This is a genomic window from Corynebacterium sp. HMSC064E08 (assembly GCF_001811805.1).
Classification (GTDB): domain Bacteria; phylum Actinomycetota; class Actinomycetes; order Mycobacteriales; family Mycobacteriaceae; genus Corynebacterium; species Corynebacterium jeikeium_D.
Genome location: NZ_KV806693.1, coordinates 127,447 through 145,159, shown reverse-complemented (window position 1 = coordinate 145,159; position 17,713 = coordinate 127,447). Strand labels below are relative to the sequence as shown.

At 58.1% G+C, this 17,713-nt stretch carries 13 protein-coding genes; 2 read left to right on the top strand and 11 right to left on the bottom strand.

Features of this window, described 5'->3' with window-relative positions:
• Positions 1–80: 80 nt before the first annotated feature.
• From HMPREF2820_RS02215 to aspS, 7 genes are all read right to left on the bottom strand, one after another.
• Positions 81–896, bottom strand: a complete 816-nt coding sequence (locus HMPREF2820_RS02215; protein WP_070602570.1) for a shikimate dehydrogenase — start codon at positions 894–896, stop codon at positions 81–83.
• Between the two features lie 14 nt (positions 897–910).
• Complete coding sequence (mltG, locus tag HMPREF2820_RS02210; RefSeq protein WP_070602568.1) at positions 911–2,137, bottom strand: endolytic transglycosylase MltG; 1,227 nt, start codon at positions 2,135–2,137, stop codon at positions 911–913.
• Positions 2,138–2,396: 259 nt separating this feature from the next.
• The gene (ruvX, locus tag HMPREF2820_RS02205; protein ID WP_049193736.1) at positions 2,397–2,900 is read right to left on the bottom strand and encodes a Holliday junction resolvase RuvX; all 504 of its coding nucleotides are present in this window, start codon (positions 2,898–2,900) and stop codon (positions 2,397–2,399) included.
• Positions 2,901–2,937: 37 nt separating this feature from the next.
• Positions 2,938–5,598 carry an alanine--tRNA ligase gene (alaS, locus tag HMPREF2820_RS02200; RefSeq protein WP_070602566.1) on the bottom strand — a complete coding sequence of 887 codons (2,661 nt, stop codon included), beginning with the start codon at positions 5,596–5,598 and terminating at the stop codon, positions 2,938–2,940.
• A 128-nt stretch (positions 5,599–5,726) separates the two neighbouring features.
• Positions 5,727–7,052, bottom strand: a complete 1,326-nt coding sequence (locus HMPREF2820_RS02195; protein WP_232250888.1) for a replication-associated recombination protein A — start codon at positions 7,050–7,052, stop codon at positions 5,727–5,729.
• A gap of 148 nt (positions 7,053–7,200) precedes the next feature.
• The gene (locus tag HMPREF2820_RS02190; protein WP_070602564.1) at positions 7,201–8,382 is read right to left on the bottom strand and encodes a phosphotransferase family protein; all 1,182 of its coding nucleotides are present in this window, start codon (positions 8,380–8,382) and stop codon (positions 7,201–7,203) included.
• A gap of 147 nt (positions 8,383–8,529) precedes the next feature.
• The gene (aspS, locus tag HMPREF2820_RS02185; protein ID WP_070602563.1) at positions 8,530–10,359 is read right to left on the bottom strand and encodes an aspartate--tRNA ligase; all 1,830 of its coding nucleotides are present in this window, start codon (positions 10,357–10,359) and stop codon (positions 8,530–8,532) included.
• A gap of 271 nt (positions 10,360–10,630) precedes the next feature.
• Between aspS and HMPREF2820_RS02180 the strand changes: the two genes are divergently transcribed.
• Entirely contained in the window at positions 10,631–11,518 is an 888-nt protein-coding gene (locus HMPREF2820_RS02180) for a KPN_02809 family neutral zinc metallopeptidase (RefSeq protein ID WP_070602561.1), read from the top strand.
• A 27-nt stretch (positions 11,519–11,545) separates the two neighbouring features.
• On the opposite strand, the gene hisS is transcribed toward HMPREF2820_RS02180, so the two are convergent.
• Both hisS and HMPREF2820_RS02170 read right to left on the bottom strand, forming a co-directional pair.
• Complete coding sequence (gene hisS, locus HMPREF2820_RS02175) at positions 11,546–12,829, bottom strand: histidine--tRNA ligase (RefSeq protein ID WP_070602559.1); 1,284 nt, start codon at positions 12,827–12,829, stop codon at positions 11,546–11,548.
• Between the two features lie 43 nt (positions 12,830–12,872).
• Positions 12,873–13,544, bottom strand: a complete 672-nt coding sequence (locus tag HMPREF2820_RS02170; RefSeq protein WP_070602557.1) for an MBL fold metallo-hydrolase — start codon at positions 13,542–13,544, stop codon at positions 12,873–12,875.
• A 291-nt stretch (positions 13,545–13,835) separates the two neighbouring features.
• On the opposite strand from HMPREF2820_RS02170, the gene HMPREF2820_RS02165 reads away from it, so the two are divergent.
• Positions 13,836–14,675 (top strand): peptidylprolyl isomerase, encoded by an 840-nt coding sequence (locus tag HMPREF2820_RS02165; protein ID WP_016422689.1) that lies wholly within the window; start codon positions 13,836–13,838, stop codon positions 14,673–14,675.
• Positions 14,676–14,797: 122 nt separating this feature from the next.
• On the opposite strand, the gene HMPREF2820_RS02160 is transcribed toward HMPREF2820_RS02165, so the two are convergent.
• Both HMPREF2820_RS02160 and HMPREF2820_RS02155 read right to left on the bottom strand, forming a co-directional pair.
• Positions 14,798–17,059 carry a RelA/SpoT family protein gene (locus tag HMPREF2820_RS02160; RefSeq protein ID WP_016422688.1) on the bottom strand — a complete coding sequence of 754 codons (2,262 nt, stop codon included), beginning with the start codon at positions 17,057–17,059 and terminating at the stop codon, positions 14,798–14,800.
• Positions 17,060–17,066: 7 nt separating this feature from the next.
• Complete coding sequence (locus HMPREF2820_RS02155) at positions 17,067–17,603, bottom strand: adenine phosphoribosyltransferase (protein WP_016422687.1); 537 nt, start codon at positions 17,601–17,603, stop codon at positions 17,067–17,069.
• Between the last annotated feature and the right edge of the window lie 110 nt (positions 17,604–17,713).

Genomic DNA, 17,713 nt, shown 5'->3' with positions numbered 1-17,713 from the left:
AATCCTGTGCTGTCCAATCGGAGACAGCCCTATCTCAGTTATTCCCCACCCCATAACTTTGGGATTGTAACGGTTGTGAACTAGTTCGGCAGCGCTGCACGCATCGCCTCGACATCGGGAGTGCGTCCAGTAAACTGCTCAAACTGTCCCACCGCTTGATGTAGCAACATGGACAATCCACCGACCGCCTGTGTCCCTCCGCGTTCCGCTGCTTTCACAAGTGGGGTTGGCCAGGGATTGTAAATGACGTCGAGAATCTTCGGTGCTCGAGCGAGGTAGCCAGCAACCGACTCAATTGCGGCTGACGGCACCGTAGAGACCAGCACGTCGGCATTACCAGCAATATCTGCCAGGTTTGGAACATCAAAAGTCACCCAAACAAATTCCATCCCCAGCGCGGCAGCTAATGGTTCAATGTCATATGCGCGCTCGGAGCGCGCTACTACGGTCACATGATTGACCCCCAGCTGCGACAGCGCCCAAAGTGCCGGCCGTGCTGTGCCACCGGCACCAACAACAACGGCGCGGCCACGTGGTGCGTTCGTGCAGTCTATCTCGCGCAGTGCTCCCAGCACGCCGTCGCCATCGGTGTTGTCGGCAAACCAGTCCGAATCGCGACGGACCAGAGTGTTCGCTGAACCTATGAGCCGTGCGCGCTCACTGACTTCATCCGCGAAGTCCAGCGCGGCAAACTTGTCAGGCATCGTGACGGAAAATCCCTGGAAACAGGGGTCTGCTCCACCAACGACGTCGGCAAGTTCTTCGGCGTTGCAGCGAATGCGGTCATAGTGCCAGTCATTCATTCCCGCAGCGCGGTAACCGGCGTTGTGAATAGCCGGCGAGTACGAGTGATCAATCGGATCTCCCAGCACGGCTGCGCGATGAGTTATAGGCATAGGAGTTCTACCTCTTAGCGGTTGGAATCCAGCACGCCATTGTTGCGTGACTCGTCGATAGCGGCCTCGTGCTCTTCGAAGGTCGTGCTAAAGACAGTATTTCCTTCCTTGTCCACCGTGACAAAGTACAGCCAGGTGCCGTCAGCCGGATTTTCCATGGCACGAATCGCCTCGATGGAGGGCGAAGCAATGGGGGTTTCCGGCAGCCCCTCCTTGGCGTAGGTGTTCCACGCGGTCTTTCGCGCGCGGTCCTCATCCGTGGTTGCGATTTCCTGATCTGGCAGGTCGTAGTTGACTGTCGAGTCGAACTGCAGCTGCATCGGTTCGTCGAGACGGTTGAGAATAACGCGAGCGACCTTATCGAAGTCGCCATCTGGCGCCTCCATCTGGATCAAAGAAGCTGCGGTAATCAGCTCGTATGGAGTTAGACCAACCATGTCCGCTGAAGCCATGAGACCCGTGTCCTCATAATTCTTCACCGATTCCTTGACCAATTTTGCAAGCATCTGTTCGGGCGTCTGCTGCGGGTCAAGGTGATGAATACCCGGCGTAATGAGTCCCTCAAGACGACGAGGGTCGTTGCCACGCGCAGCTACCGCGTCCCGTGCCCATTCTGGAACACCCAGCGCGGCCAAATCGGCCTCGCCAGCAGCACGTTCGAGATCGGCCTTGGATACGCAGTCATTGTCTTCAACACAAGTGGCCTCAGAAATAAGCGAGAAAATTCCCTTACGTACATCCGATGAGGACACAATGCGGGTATCGGCGAAACGGGCGCCAGTCGGAATGTCAACGGTACCGACCTGATTTTCGACATCCAGAAGAGCCTCGACGGTCTCGTCGGCCTTCATCCGCTGATGGAGTCGGTAGAAACCAGGCTGCAATTCACTTGAATGAGAGTTCTCATTCGCGGCCTGGATGAACGCACGGGAAGACTTGACGACGCCGCTTTCCACCAACTGGTTGGACAAATCAGTAAGTGACGTGCCTTCACTGACCTCAACAATCGTCAATGGACCCTCAGCTTTGCCATCGTAATCGTCAACAATGCCGCCACGATTCCAGACGAGGCCAATCACTCCGAGGACCAACACGCATAACAGGACAGAAGTTACATTGATTGCCACTGCCGTTTGGCGGTGACGAACTCGAGGCTTTGCCCCACCGCTGCGAGCACCAGCGCGGTCCCGGTCGGCACCGCCGCTATCAGTGCGGCGCGCAGTCTGCGCGTCTTTACTCATCAATAATCTCCTCGAATGCAGCTCACTCTCCCATCGGTATCAGCAAGGAGTCTTCCCATTCGGGTACGACACGCGACTAATAACGACTGGTGCGACATAGCGTTACGACGAAGTCGTAGCACTAGGTTGCATTGTAGGTGTGAATCGCCACTTCAACTTTTCAAATCCTATGCACGCGACAAACGTGCTTAGGTATTACACACTTAATAATTGCGCAAAGGTGGGTGAATTGTCACCTTTCGGTAACTTTTGTGTGCCCCTACTCGGTATTTTCGTCCAAAGCTTTTGCCCGTCTGTCCAACCAGGACTGCAGAATTTCTACTGCCGCAGCCTGGTCAATAATCTTCCGCCCGGACTTAACATCAATACCTGCTGCGTGCAGCCGTGATTGGGCCATTACCGTCGTCATCCGCTCGTCGGCGTAATGCACTACGACTCGATCACCGAGTCGGCGCTGCAGCCGGAATCCAACGTCAGTAGCTTTCCGCGCAGAAGTCCCGAACGAGCCGTCGAGCATAAGGGGCATGCCGACAACAATCTCGACGACCTCAAGTTCAGTGGCAAGTTCCACGAGCCGGTCAATATCCGGCCCGTCAGGATCTTTTCGCCCCGTTGCCCGAGTGACTGTTTCAACCGGGGTCGCCAGGATACAGTCGGGGTCAGAGACCGCGACGCCAACGCGGACATCGCCGACGTCGATTCCGAGCCGTCGACCCCGACCGGGATCATCCTGACCGGGGGTATCAATACGGGGCTTAGCCATTGTTTACTGCTCTTCCGATAGCACAGCCGTTAATTGGCTACTTGGACAGTTCGGCCTCAACCGCGGCCAATGCTGCGTCGATTCCTGAAGCATCAGAGCCGGAGCCCTGTGCCATTGCCGGTTTACCGCCGCCCTTGCCGCCGACCTCAGCGCCCATCAGCTTCACCAAATCGCCGGCCTTAATACCGCGATTGACGGCTTCATCCGAAACCGAGGCCACAAACGGAACCTTGCCGCCAGCGTTGGAAATCAACGCAATGACGCTTGGGCGATCCGCAAGGCGCTTCGCCAAGTCATTAGCCAGCGAACGGATGTCTTTCATCTCCGTACCGTCGGGAAGCTTAAGGCCGAGGTAGGTGACATCGCCGATGGTGCGAGCGGACTCCAGGTGAGACGCGGCATTGGCCAGCAGCTGTCCGGCCTTGAAATCAGCGAGCTGCTTCTCTGCAGCCTTGAGCTTCTCAGCCAATGCTGCAATGCGGTCTGGCAGCTCAACAGAAGGAGCCTTGAATTCAGTGGCCAGTCGTTCAGCCAGGAGACGCTCGGTGGACAGGTAGCGGAAGGAATCCATACCCGAGTAAGCCTCAATACGGCGCACGCCCGATCCGACCGAGGACTCGCCCAGCACAGCTACCGGACCAATCTGCGAAGAATGCGAAACGTGGGTACCGCCACACAGCTCAATTGAGAACGGGCCTCCGACCTCGACAACGCGGACGATGTCGCCGTAGTTCTCGTTGAACAATGCCATGGCACCAGCGGCCTTGGCCTCTTCCAAAGGCATCTCGGCAGTATTGACAGCCCAGTCGTTGTCGACAGCCTCATTGGTGATCTGCTCAATCTCACGGAGCTGTTCCGGTGTGAGCTGCTCACCGTACTTGAAGTCGAAACGGAGGTAGCCCGGCTTATTCATGGAACCAGCCTGAGTTGCAGTATCCCCCAGTACCTGACGCAGAGCACCGTGAATCAAGTGAGTTGCAGTGTGCGCCTGACGAGCACCGTGGCGCCACTGCTCGTCGACCAAAGCTTCAGCGGAGACGCCCGGAGTGAACTCACCGGCGGTGACGATGCCCTTGTGCAGCCACAGCTTCTTGCCCACCTTTTGAACATCGTTGATGTGGATCACAGCGCCGGAATCAGTCACGATACGACCACGGTCAGCCAGCTGACCGCCGGCCTCGGCGTAGAGCGGAGTGCGATCGAGGATAACCTCAATCTCATCGCCCTCTGCGGCAAACGACTGCTTCTGGCCATCGGCAATGATGCCAAGAATCGTGGATTCGTCGGCAAGCCGATCGTAACCAGTGAAGGACGTCGGGTGTTCATCGATGAACTCGCGGTAGACGTGCAGGTCGGTGTGCGACTGCTTCTTTGCCTGGCTGTCGGCCTTTGCGCGCGCACGCTGCTCAGCCATCTCGCGATCGAATTCCTCGCGGTCGATGCTCAGGCCGGCCTCTTCGGCCATCTCAATGGTCAGGTCGATTGGGAAGCCGTGGGTGTCATGCAGGGTGAAGGCATCGTGACCGGATAGAACGGTTTTACCCTCTGCCTTGGCCTTGGTGGCAGCGCGCTCGAACAGCTCCTCACCAGCGGACAGAGTCTTGGTGAAGGTCTTTTCCTCGGCGACGGCGACGCGGCGAATACGGTTCCAGTTCTCCGCGATCTCTGGGTACGACGGGGTCATGGTCTCGGCCGCAATACCAATCAGCTTCTCCAGCACTGGACCGTTAGCGCCGAGCAGACGCGCAGAGCGGATGATGCGGCGCAGCAGGCGACGCAGGATATAGCCACGATCGGAGTTCGAGGGGGTGACACCGTCGAGCATCAGCATCAAGCCGGTGCGGCTGTGGTCAGCGATGACGCGGAAACGGATGTTGTCCTGGTGGTTGGAGCTGTACTTCGAACCGGTGAGCCGCTCAGCTTCGTCGATAACCGGACGCAGCAGATCGGTTTCGTAGACGTTGTCGACACCCTGCAGCAGGAAAGCAACGCGCTCGATGCCCATACCGGTATCGATGTTTTTCTTCGGCAGCGGGCCAAGAATCTCGAAAGAGTCCTTGCCTGTTCCTTCGCCACGCTCGTTTTCCATGAAGACGAGGTTCCAAATCTCGATGTAGCGATCCTCGTCCGCTTCTGGGCCACCGTCAGCGCCGTACTCCGGGCCGCGGTCGTAGAAAATCTCTGAACACGGGCCACACGGGCCAGGCACACCCATGGACCAGTAGTTGTCCGCCATGCCTCGGCGCTGAATGCGCTCTTCCGGCACACCAACCTTCTCGTGCCAGATGTCATGGGCCTCATCGTCATCGAGGAAAACCGTCACCCACAGCTTCTCAGCCGGGATGCCAAAGCCGCCGTCCTCAACAGCACCGGTCAGAAGGCTCCATGCATGAGTGATGGCACCTTCCTTGAAGTAATTTCCGAAGGAGAAGTTACCCGCCATCTGGAAGAAGGTGTTGTGGCGGGTGGTGATACCCACCTCTTCAATGTCCAGTGTGCGCACGCACTTCTGAATTGAGGTCGCGGTGGAGAAGTCCGGAGTCTCATTGCCGAGGAAGTAGGGCTTGAACGGCACCATGCCGGCATTAACGAACAGCAGGTTCGGGTCATCCAAAACCAGGGAGGCACTGGGGACCTCGGTGTGTCCCGCCTTTACGAAATGCTGGATGAAGCGATTTCGAATTTCATGAGTCTGCACGGTGTTCTACTTCCTCGTTTCACGTCGAGCGTCCGAGATGTTTAATACAAAACTAGCAGTCTACCCGCTCGGTTCGAGCAACTTTAAAACCACCCCACCGGCACCCCGTAGATTCCGACCGATCTCGGCTACTTCGATTTCCGGCGGCTCCCCCGGATAATTCGGCGAATGCGTCCGAGGTATTCAGCCATGCCGTTTTCACGACCGTGATTGGATGGGACGAAATAATCAGTGCCCACTAACTGATCTGGTGGATACTGTTGGGCGACGACACCCATGGGGTCATTGTGCGGGTAGATATAGTCCACCGCGTGACCAAGGTCCTTAGCCCCGCTGTAATGTCCGTCGCGCAAATGTGGTGGCACCGGTCCGGTCTTCCCGGAACGAACATCCTTCAATGCCCCGTCGATTGCGCTTATGACCGAATTCGACTTCGGTGCTGTTGCCAAGTGAATCGTGGCCTGCGCCAGCGTCAGCCGGGCTTCCGGCATCCCTATCAAGGCAACTGCCTGCGCCGCGGCGACGGCGGTTTGCAGAGCTGTCGGGTCGGCCATACCGATGTCTTCGCTGGCCAGAATAACGATTCGGCGGGCAATAAACCGAGGGTCTTCCCCACCCTCAATCATCCGCGCCAGGTAATGCAGGGCAGCATCGACATCAGATCCGCGGACGGACTTAATAAACGCGCTGGTGACGTCGTAATGCTGGTCGCCGTCGCGGTCATAGCGAACCACAGCCCTGTTGATCGAATTGGCAAGCGACTCAGCGGTAATCTGCTCACCATCGGCTACGGCTTCTGCGGCTGCCTCGAGGTACGTGAGGGAACGACGGGCATCTCCAGCTGCCAGCGCAATGAGTTGTTTACGTGCATCGTCTGTCATACTGACGCGACCATTCAGGCCGCGCTCATCGGTAAGTGCTCGATCAATGAGCGTGCCGACGGCTTCGTCGTCCAGTGGCTGCAACTGCAACAGCAGTGACCGACTGAGCAGCGGGGACACCACTGAGAAGGATGGGTTTTCCGTCGTTGCCGCGACGAGAAGGACAATCCGGTTTTCCACGGCACCCAACAGGGCATCCTGCTGGGTCTTGGAAAAACGGTGCACCTCGTCGATGAAGAGCACCGTTTGAATGCCCTGGTTAACGAGCGTGCGACGAGCAGTGTCGATAACCGCACGCACTTCCTTTACCCCGGCATTAAGCGCGGAAAGCGCTTCAAAGTGTCGTCCAGTCGCCGCGGAAATCAAACTGGCGAGAGTGGTCTTGCCAGTTCCGGGAGGGCCAAACAAAATAACGGAGGTGTCGCCGCCACCTTCAACCAGACGGCGCAACGGTGCTCCGGGGGCTAACAGGTGGTCTTGACCAACGACTTCATCGAGGTTTCGCGGTCGCATCCGAACCGCCAACGGCGCGTGTGCACCTGGGTGAAAATAGGCGCTCGCATCGGAGTTCAGGCCAGTGCTTGCTGGCCCCGCACTCCGACCTTGGCTCTTGGCCGCTGTAGGTCCGGCGACCGAAGGCTCGTCGAAAAGCCCTGGAGCATCATCGGCGGAGCCGTTTGCACCGCCTGACGGCAGCTTATTCGGATCCGCCACGTGTGCCCTAGCCTTCCTCTTGCTCTAAGAAATCGATGACTGCATGCGCGAACTGTTCCAGCTCGTCGGCACGATCGTCCTCACACTTATGGGCGAACTGTGCAATCGCGCGAGCCGTGTTAGCCATGTCGCGCCGCTCCAGTGCTGAGCCGCCAACTTCCGGCTTCAGGTCCGTGCGTCCTTCATGCCCCACCCACAGCGCTTGTTTTGGAGAACCGAAGAAGGAAACCGTTGCGGAGATAAAAAACCAACCGAGCAACGCCGCAGCGATGAACGCCATCAAACGGCGGTCGCTCGTGCCGCGATACCAATGGTCACGAATCTCTTCCATCCAGGCACGGACAAACACGTCGACCTCTGCCTCCGATGGACGCTCCACGAAAACGTGCAGCGGGAAGCCTGCGACGACGCTGGCCACGTCGAAGATGACATCGCGGTAACCAGCCCACTCATAGTCGAGGAACTGGACCTTGTCCGCCAGCAGAATGTTGTCCGGGGCGAGGTCAAACGGAGTGAACGCCCTATGCGTGCCCTTCTCAATTCGACGAGCAGCATCCTCACCGAAAGAGCGCACAGCGTCGGGAACGGGAATGCCGGACCCCTCGATAGCTCGCATGCCAAAGCGAATCCCCGACACAATGCCGTGGTCACGCGCCTCGAGAGCCTCACGATCGACCTTGTTCTTCACCCACATACGACGACGCAGGGTCTCAAACCCCTCTTCGCGAGTATGCGTGTGAATATGCATCCGGCCCAGCGAAGCACCGAGGCTGCGGAATGCGCGCAATCGTCGCTCTTCATCGCCACGAAAGAGTACGTCCGCAAGAGTGTCCACGACACCGACGTCGCTCAGAACCAATAGCTGCTTTGAAACATCGTAAGCAAGGAGCTGAGGCCCCGGGCGGACGTCGTCAGGCAGCGTATTGATGAACTGGTACGCCACGACTTCCCGTAAAACGGCGGGATCAACGCCTTCAGTCGTCGTAGGAATTTGCTTTACGACGACCGTGCGTTCCTGCATAAAGGGATTTGTGGCGACCCGTACGCGGACAACAAGAGCGTTTGACTGGCCTGTAAGTACTTCTGGATCCGACAACACTGGAGTGCCGCCGAATCGTGCGGAAAGCAGTGTCGCTGCGTCTTTAACTACGCTGTCAACTTCTGCTGCAGCGTCGTCCGAGTACTCCATTGAATGCCCTTTCAATGAGCCAGTTTCAGTCAGGCGATACGGATGTTGCGTTGTGGCCAGTACCGCCTTGGTTAGGAGGAATTGGCGCCACTCGCGCTGTTCACGCTGGAGTGGCAGATCACATTCCTCGCAATGTGATTTCTTTGTTTACTTGTTGTCGCCTGCGGCGGCTGCTGCCTTAACGCCGTCTGCCTTCTGCTTTGGCTTCGGCTTGAAGTCGATACCGGTCTCCTTGCGCTGCTGAGCGGTAATCGGAGTCGGGGCGTCAGTCAACGGATCAACGCCGCCACCGGACTTCGGGAAGGCGATAACTTCGCGAATGGAGTCAACGCCGGCCAGCAGGGAAACGATACGGTCCCAACCGAATGCGATACCACCGTGCGGCGGAGCGCCGTACTGGAAGGCGTCCAGCAGGAAGCCGAACTGCTCCTGTGCCTCTTCCTCGCCGATGCCCATAACGTCGAAGACGCGCTTCTGGACATCTGGGCGGTGAATACGAATGGAGCCGCCACCAATTTCGTTACCGTTGCAGACGATGTCGTAGGCGTAAGCCAGTGCGTTGCCCGGATCCTTGTCGAAGGTATCCATGTGCTCTGGCTTCGGCGAGGTGAAGGCGTGGTGCACAGCAGTCCACTGCGAGTGGCCCAGCGCAACGTCACCGGAAGCGGTAGCGTCGGCAGCCGACTCGAACAACGGTGCGTCGACGACCCAGGTGAATGCCCAGTCGCCTTCCTTGATAAGGCCGAGCTTCTTGGCAATCTCTCCACGAGCAGCACCCAGCAGTGCACGGGAGCTCTTAGCGTCACCTGCAGCGAAGAAGATGCAGTCACCCGGCTTCGCGCCTACGTGCGCCGCGATGCCTTCACGCTCTGCGTCAGTAATGTTCTTGGCAACCGGGCCGCCCAGAGTGCCGTCCTCCCCAACGAGGATGTAGGCCAGGCCCTTTGCGCCGCGCTGGCGGGCCCAATCCTGCCAAGCGTCGAGCTGACGACGAGGCTGCGATGCGCCACCGTCCATAACAACTGCACCGACGTAATCGTTCTGGAAGACACGGAAAGTGGTGTCCTTGAAGAACTCGGTGCACTCCACCAGCGGAATGTCGAAGCGCAGGTCCGGCTTGTCAGAACCGTACTTCTCCATGGCCTCCTTGAAGGTCATGCGTGGAATCGGGGTCTGAACAGTGACACCGGCCTCAGCGAAGATAGCAACCAGAATCTCTTCTGCCAGCGCAATGACATCGTCCTGCTCGGCGAAGCTCATCTCAACGTCGAGCTGAGTGAACTCCGGCTGGCGGTCAGCGCGGAAGTCCTCATCGCGGTAGCAGCGGGCGATCTGGTAGTAGCGCTCCATGCCAGCGACCATAAGCAGCTGCTTGAACAACTGAGGGGACTGCGGCAGTGCGTAGAAAGTGCCCGGCTTCAAACGAGCCGGCACCACGAAGTCACGAGCACCTTCCGGCGTAGAGCGAGTCAACGTCGGAGTCTCGATTTCGGTGAAGTCGTGGCTGTCCAGCACCTTACGGGCTGCGCGGTTGACAGCCGCACGAAGACGCATAATCTTGGCCGGGCCTTCACGGCGTAGGTCTAGGTAGCGGTACTTCAGACGGGCTTCTTCGCCCACAGTGCCAGAAGTTCCAACATCCTCGAGCTGGAACGGCAATGCCGCCGACTCGTTGAGGATGGTCAGCTCCGTAACATTGACCTCAATTTCACCCGATGCCAGATTCGGGTTCTCGGAGCCCTCCGGGCGCTTCTCAACGACACCGGTGACCTGAATGCAGTATTCGCTGCGCAGGTGGTGTGCACGCTCAGCAACTTCGCTGTTGCGGAACACAACCTGGGCGTAACCGGAGCGGTCACGCATGTCGATGAAGATCACGCCACCATGGTCACGGCGGCGTCCTACCCAACCGGTCAGGGTTACTGTGCTGCCGGCGAGGTCAGCGCGGAGGTCTCCGGCAAGATGCGTACGAAGCACTGCGAATTGGTCCTTCCAAAATTGGTGCTATAGGGATTAACGCTGTGGATAGCGGTTTCGTCCGTGTAGTCTACCTTGAAGCCAGAAAGGTGAGAAGAAGACCCCGGCTATTTTGCTTATTACCGGTCATCGCCTTGGGCCTACCTCGGGCTTCATGTACTCACTTAGACAAAGTTCTCCGTAGATCCTGACGTTGATTTGCATGCGGATACTATGACGCAGCGCTATTCAATGGCCCGTTTTCCGCACCTTATGCAATAGTCTTACTCCTATGACCTTCCGGAATGACTTCCAAAAGAGCTCGGCTCGTGCCGAGCGACGCTCGGGTGGTGGCCGCGCTATCGCCGTAGGCGGTGGCGGTATCGGCGGCCTTGTCCTCATCGGCCTGTACTTACTTCTCGGCGGTGACCCGGGACAATTGGGACAGCTGACAGGTGCCCAGAACAATCAGTCCTCTCAGACTGCACAGCAGTCCCCTGGTGAGGATCCCTGCAAGACCGGCGAAGATGCCAACAGCCGCATCGACTGCCGCATGGAATTCACCGGTATTTCGGTCGACCGAGTCTGGGAAGAACAGCTCCCCGCGCAGGCCGGCATCGAGTACACGAACCCAGGTCTAGTCCTCTTTGAAGGCTCCACTCAGTCGGGCTGCGGCGCAGCGTCCTCGTCCACCGGCCCGTTCTACTGCCCCGCTGATCAAACGGCCTACTTCGACACGGAGTTCTTTAGCACCCTGGAGCGCATGGGCGGAGGCAACGGACCGCTCGCTCAGGAATACGTCGTGGCCCACGAATTCGGACATCACATCCAGAAGTTGGAGGGCACCCTCGGCCGCAGTAACTACAACGAACCGGGCCCCGATTCCGACGCTGTAAAGATTGAGCTGCAGGCCGACTGCTACGCGGGTATCTGGGCTCATTACGCGGACAAGGGTCCGGACGCAATCCTCGAACCGCTTTCCGACGAGCAGGTTACCGATGCCCTCAAAACTACGAAGGCCATTGGCGATGACACCATCCAGCAGCATTCAGGCGGTGGTGTTCAACCGGACTCCTGGACCCACGGCTCGGCCGAGCAGCGTACGAAGGCATTCCTCACCGGCTACAAGTCAGGAAAGATGTCTCAGTGCGACACTCTCGAGCGCGGCGTCTACAGCTAGACTCCGCACTCAACAAATGCGCGTTTCCTAGATGCGCGACTGCAACTCCGGAACCAGTGCATCTAGGGCGACTGCGTGCTGCTCGTGGGACTCAAGGTTCTTCAGCTGAACCTCGCCCGCGGCCAATTCAGACTCGCCGAGGACCAACGCAAATCGGGCTCCAGCGCGATCGGCACCCTTCATTGCCCCCTTCAGCCCGCGGCCACCGTAGGACATATCCGCGCGGATACCCGCTTGGCGCAGCTTATTGATCTGCACCGCCATAGCGTGAGCGGCTTCTTCACCGAGCGCAACACCATACACATCGACGCGTCGACCATCGCTGGCCTGCTTGCTCTCTGCTTCGAGTGCGAGCAGTGCGCGATCCACACCCAAGCCAAAGCCAATTCCAGACAGCTCTTGGCCGCCGAGCTGCGCCATCAGCCCGTCGTAGCGACCACCGCCACCGATACCCGACTGAGCACCAAGACCGTCGTGAACAAACTCGAAGCACGTCTTGGTGTAGTAGTCCAGTCCGCGCACCATTCGAGGATTGATGACATAGGGCACCTTCATGTCATCCAACAGTCCAGTCACAGCTTCAAAGTGACTGCGAGCGCTGTCGGAAAGGTGGTCCAGCATCAGCGGCGCGTCGGCGAGCATTTCCTGCATTTCCGGTCGCTTATCGTCGAGAACGCGCAGCGGGTTGATGTTTGCACGGTGGCGCGTTTCCTCATCCAGAGGCAGGTCAAACAAGAATTCCTGCAGCTTAGCGCGGTATTCGGGGCGACAGGTGTTGTCACCGAGGCTTGTCAGCTCAAGCCGGAATCCTTCCAGGCCGATGCCGCGGAAACATGCGTCGGCAAGCGCGATGACCTCAGCGTCCAGCGCCGGATCATCGACGCCGATTGCCTCTACGCCCACCTGCTGCAACTGACGGTAACGGCCTGCCTGCGGGCGTTCATAGCGGAAGAACGGCCCCGCGTAGGAAAGCTTGACCGGCAACTGACCGCGGTCCAAATTGTGCTCAATGACCGCGCGCATCACGCCCGCGGTACCCTCCGGGCGCAGGGTGACCGAGCGGTCGCCGCGGTCGGCGAACGTGTACATCTCCTTGGTGACGACGTCCGTCGATTCACCTACGCCACGTGCAAAAAGCCCGGTTTCCTCGAAAATTGGCAGCTCAATGTGCTCATAGCCCGCAAGTCGTGCGCGGTGCTGGAATGAGTTTCGCACCGCCTCGAATTCGCGGGAGACCGGCGGGACGTAATCCGGCACGCCCTTGGGCGCGGAGAATGGCTTCAACTTCTTTGGCTTCTGGCTAGAGTTCACCCCGCTAACTCTACCTGCCAACTCTCACGACGTGTCAGCCAGGCTAGGTGAGGTTTTGCAGGAACGGGTTGGTCGCGCGCTCCTCGCCTATCGACGATGCGGAGCCATGGCCCGGAAGAATCATGAGGTCATCCGCCAGCGGGAGGACCTTATCCTTCAACGACTGCTGCATGTGCTCCGGACTACTGCCCGGCAAATCTACGCGACCGATAGCCCCCTTAAAGAGGACGTCCCCGCTGAAGACAATCTCATCTTCCCCATCGGAAGCGTGCAGCATTACACAGCCCGGAGAGTGACCCGGTGCGTGAATGACTTCGAAATTCAACCCTGCCCACTTTACTTCGTCGCCATCCTCGAAGAAATCGGCTTTCGTATAAGCCTGCATGGAATCGATGTCAAAGAGGTGTCCGAAAGAAGAACCGCCGAGCTTCGGATTGGCCAGCAACACATTGTCGCTTTCGTGAATGAAGACGGGAATATCCCAGAAGTCGGCGGCCTCCGCGACATCGCGGACATGGTCGATATGACCATGGGTCAGCAGAATTGCTTCCGGCTTCCAATCTCGCTTCTCAACCTCGCCGCGTACTACCTCGAACGCCCCCATGCCCGGGTCAATAATGACGCATGGGGTGGACAGGCCGTCCATTTCCGGAGCGCCTGTTGCCACGTAGCAGTTGGTCTGAAAAGGGCCGGCTGCAAAACCAAATATCTCCATGGCGCTCCATTGTATCGATTCTGTACAGCCCCCGGCAGGCTGATTACTCCTTCCGAAAACAGGAAGGAGCACCTTTCCCCTAGCGCCTTGGCCTGTCATCTCGCAAATGTGAACCAATCCCGGGCATAATGGTCGATTGTGTACGCGACGGTGACCGACGGAGCTTTCACCTCAAATTCGGTCACTATCAATGGGCAAAATCGTCCGCTGGTGTTCCGTCACCAGCAATAGATGACTAACAGATACGGAGAAAGACTAGTGGCCAATAATGAGCAAAGGCGCAAAGATGCGATGCGGACACTCGAGCGCGAACTTAAGCGCCGTGCACGTGCCGAGAAGCTGAAGCCACTGGGCGTCGTCGTAACCACCTTGGCTATCCTGCTCTTTATCGGTGGCGGAATCTACCTGCTGACCACGGCTGGCGGCGCTGACGACAATGAGGCCGCTGATGAATCCACGACTCCAGTCGAACCTGCAGCTCTGACAGCTACTCCCGTCAGCGGTGAAAAGGTTCCAATGAAGCGCTCTTCCCCACTTCCGGAAACCGTGACCTGTGATTACCCGGATGATGGCGAGGCATCGAAGGACATAGATAAGCCAGCTACCGACAACGTTCCCGCCACTGGCACTGTAACCATCACCCTGAAGACTAACCAGGGCGACATTCCGATGGAGTTGGACCGCGCTATTTCACCTTGCGGCGTCAATGCAATTGAGCACATGGCCAAGTCCAACTACTTCAACGACACCGTGTGCCACCGTATTACCGGTGGTGGCCTGAACGTTCTGCAGTGTGGCGATCCGACTGGTACCGGTACCGGCGGACCGGGCTTCAAGTTCGCTGGCGAGTGGCCGGTCAAGGATTCCGGCCTGGATCAGAACACCCCGTTGGTGTACCCGAAGGGCTCTATCGCCATGGCAAACCCGAGCGACCCGGATGCCAACGGCAGCCAGTTCTTCCTCAACTGGGCAGATTCTCAGCTGCCTCCGCAGTACACCGTGCTTGGCTCCATGACTGACGAGGGCACCAAGACGGTTGCGGACATTGCGAAGAACGGTATCGAGGGTGGCGGTACCTCTGACGGTAAGCCAGCTAAGGAAGTCCGTATTGAGAAGGCGGAAGTCAAGTAGTTGACTTAACTAACTGATTGAGAGCTTTATTAAAAGCAGGGCCAAGGTGAATCACCTTGGCCCTGCTTTTAATACCGACGCGGTCTCGTCCTGTGTTCACATATCGATGGCTACTAAACCGCCTACTGACCAGAAGTAATGCGGTAGACATCGAAGACTCCCTCGACACCGCGCAGAATGTTGAAGATATAGCCCATCTGCTTAGTGTCCGAAACCTCGAAGCTAAAACGCATTACGGCAACGCGGTCATCGGAGGTATGAGAGGACGTCGACAGGATTGAGACCTTCTGATCGGAGAAAACGCGAGTGATCTCCGAGAGCAGTCCATGACGGTCAAGCGCTTCGATTTGCACCGTAACCATGAAGACCGCACCGGAGGAATCTGTTGCCCAGGAAACCTCGATAATGCGCTCGGGCTCCTGGTGCAGTTTCTCCGCATTAGTGCAGTCCGTACGGTGCACACTGACCCCACCGCCGCGGGTGACGAAGCCAAAGATGGCATCGCCCGGCACAGGCGTACAGCATTTGGCAAGCTTAGCGGCCATATCCGCGCTGCCTTCTACCAACACACCCGTGCTGTCAGCGCGGCGCGGAGTGTTGTGCACGTTCATCTTTGAAATTGGCGTGCGGGAGACCAACTGCTCTTCGGCATCGTCCGCACTCGAAAACTGCGCCATCAGCCGGTGAGTCACATGCTGCGCTGAGACCTGCCCCTTACCGATAGCGGTATAGAGCGCATCGACATCCGCATAGTGCAGCTCGGAGGCAATCTGCTTGATGGACGCCGGAGTGAACAGGCGGTGCATCGGCAGACCGCCGCGCTGTACCTCTGCAGCCAGCGCGTCACGGCCGGCATCGAGTGCCTCTTCGCGGCGCTCCTTGGCAAACCACTGACGGATCTTTGCCCGCGCACGTGGAGTTTTAACAAACTTCTCCCAGTCCTTAGACGGACCGGAATCGGCATCCTTGGACGTGAAAATCTCGACGCGGTCGCCAGTTTTTAGCGGTGATTCCAACGCCACTAGCTTGCCGTTGACTTTGGCACCAATACATCGGTGACCTACTTCAGTATGGACCGCGTAGGCAAAGTCGACCGGCGTGGAGTCCGCAGGCAATGTGATGACATCGCCCTTAGGTGTGAACGCAAAAATTTCAGTGACTGAGAGGTCATAGCGCAGGGAGTCCAGGAACTCGTTAGGATCTGCGGCCTCGCGCTGCCAATCCAGCAGCTGACGCATCCACGCCATCTGATCGACTTCGGCGGAATCTCCCTTGTGAGACCCCTTGGTTTCCTTGTAGCGCCAGTGTGCGGCAATGCCGTACTCAGCGTTGTAGTGCATCTCATGGGTGCGAATCTGCACTTCTAGCGGGGAGCCACCTGGACCGATGACCGTTGTGTGCAACGACTGGTAAACCCCGAAACGCGGCGCGGAAATATAGTCCTTGAATCGCCCCGGCATAGGTTTGAACAGCGAGTGGACGGCACCCATCGCGGCATAGCAATCCTTGGTCGTGTCCACCAGAACTCGAAGTCCGACCAGGTCAAAAATCTCGTCGAATTCGTGGCCGCGGACAATCATCTTCTGATAAATCGACCAGTAGTGCTTCGGCCTGCCCTGTACCTCAGCAGCAATGTGAGACTCCTTCAGATCCTTCTGAATCATCTCGGAGACTTCCTGGATGTACCGGTCCCGCTGCGGCGCTCGATCTGCGACCAAACGCACAATCTCGTCGTACTTCTTCGGGTACAAAATGGCGAAGGAGAGATCTTCCAACTCCCACTTCACGCTGGCCATTCCCAAACGATGCGCCAGCGGTGCAATCACCTCGAGGGTCTCACGGGCCTTCTTAGCCTGCTTTTCCGGCGGCAGGAAGCGCATTGTGCGCATGTTATGCAGCCGGTCAGCCACCTTGATAACCAGCACGCGCGGGTCCTGGCTCATGGCGATAATCATCTTTCGCACGGTCTCTGCCTCGGCGGCGGAGCCCAACGCGACCTTATCCAATTTGGTCACGCCGTCGACCAGTCGTGCGACTTCTGGGCCGAAGTCCCGCTCCAGGTCCTCCAGCGTGTAATCGGTATCTTCGACCGTGTCATGTAGCAGCGCTGCCACCAGCGTGGTGGTATCCATGCCGATCTCGGCGGCAATAGTGGCGACTGCAAGCGGGTGAGTGATGTATGGCTCGCCGGATTTCCGGTACACGCCGTCGTGAAGGCGCTCGGCGGTATCGTAGGCACGCTGAAGCACAGCCAAATCTGCGCGCGGATGCACCTGTCGATGCACCGCGACAAGGGGATCTAGCACCGGGCGGATTTTCGTTCTGTTGCCGGTAAGGCTTCGCGCTAGGCGGGCACCATAACGGCGTGCGGGCCCTTCAGCCATGACTCATTCACCCCTTATTAACCACGTACAAAGGCAGATCAGCAAGCTTCTCCCGAGCTCCCAGCCCTTCAACCTCCAGCACGGTGCACAGCCCGGTTACCTCGACTCCAGCTGTCTCCAGCAGGGCGCGAGCTGCACACAGGGTGCCACCAGTTGCCAACACATCGTCGACAAGTACGGCCTTCTTGCCCTTCAGCTCAAAACCACTAGCCGGAATCTCAAGCGCGGCCGTACCATATTCCAGTTCATAGGTCTCGGTCAGCACAGGCGGTGGCAGCTTACCCTTCTTACGAATAGCGAGCACCCCCAGTCCGAGCTTGTACGCCACCGCAGAACCCAGCAGGAATCCACGCGCATCTAGGCTGCCTATAACATCAGCCCCGAACTCTTCCACCTTGGCGGAAATCTCGTCCACAATCAGGGCGAACGTCGTGGCGTCGGCAAGCGCCGGCGTCAGGTCCTCGAAGAGTACGCCCTCAACTGGAAAATCGGGCACGAACCGAATCTGATCGGCTAATGCCTCACGCGCGTGTGCATACGACACAGGTTTAAGCTCCTTTTCGGCGAAAAGAAAAAGTGCGGGTACCTGTCAACGATACCCGCACAATGCGCTTTTAAAGTAGTTTCACCCGAACCACTGGGAGGCGCTACCTC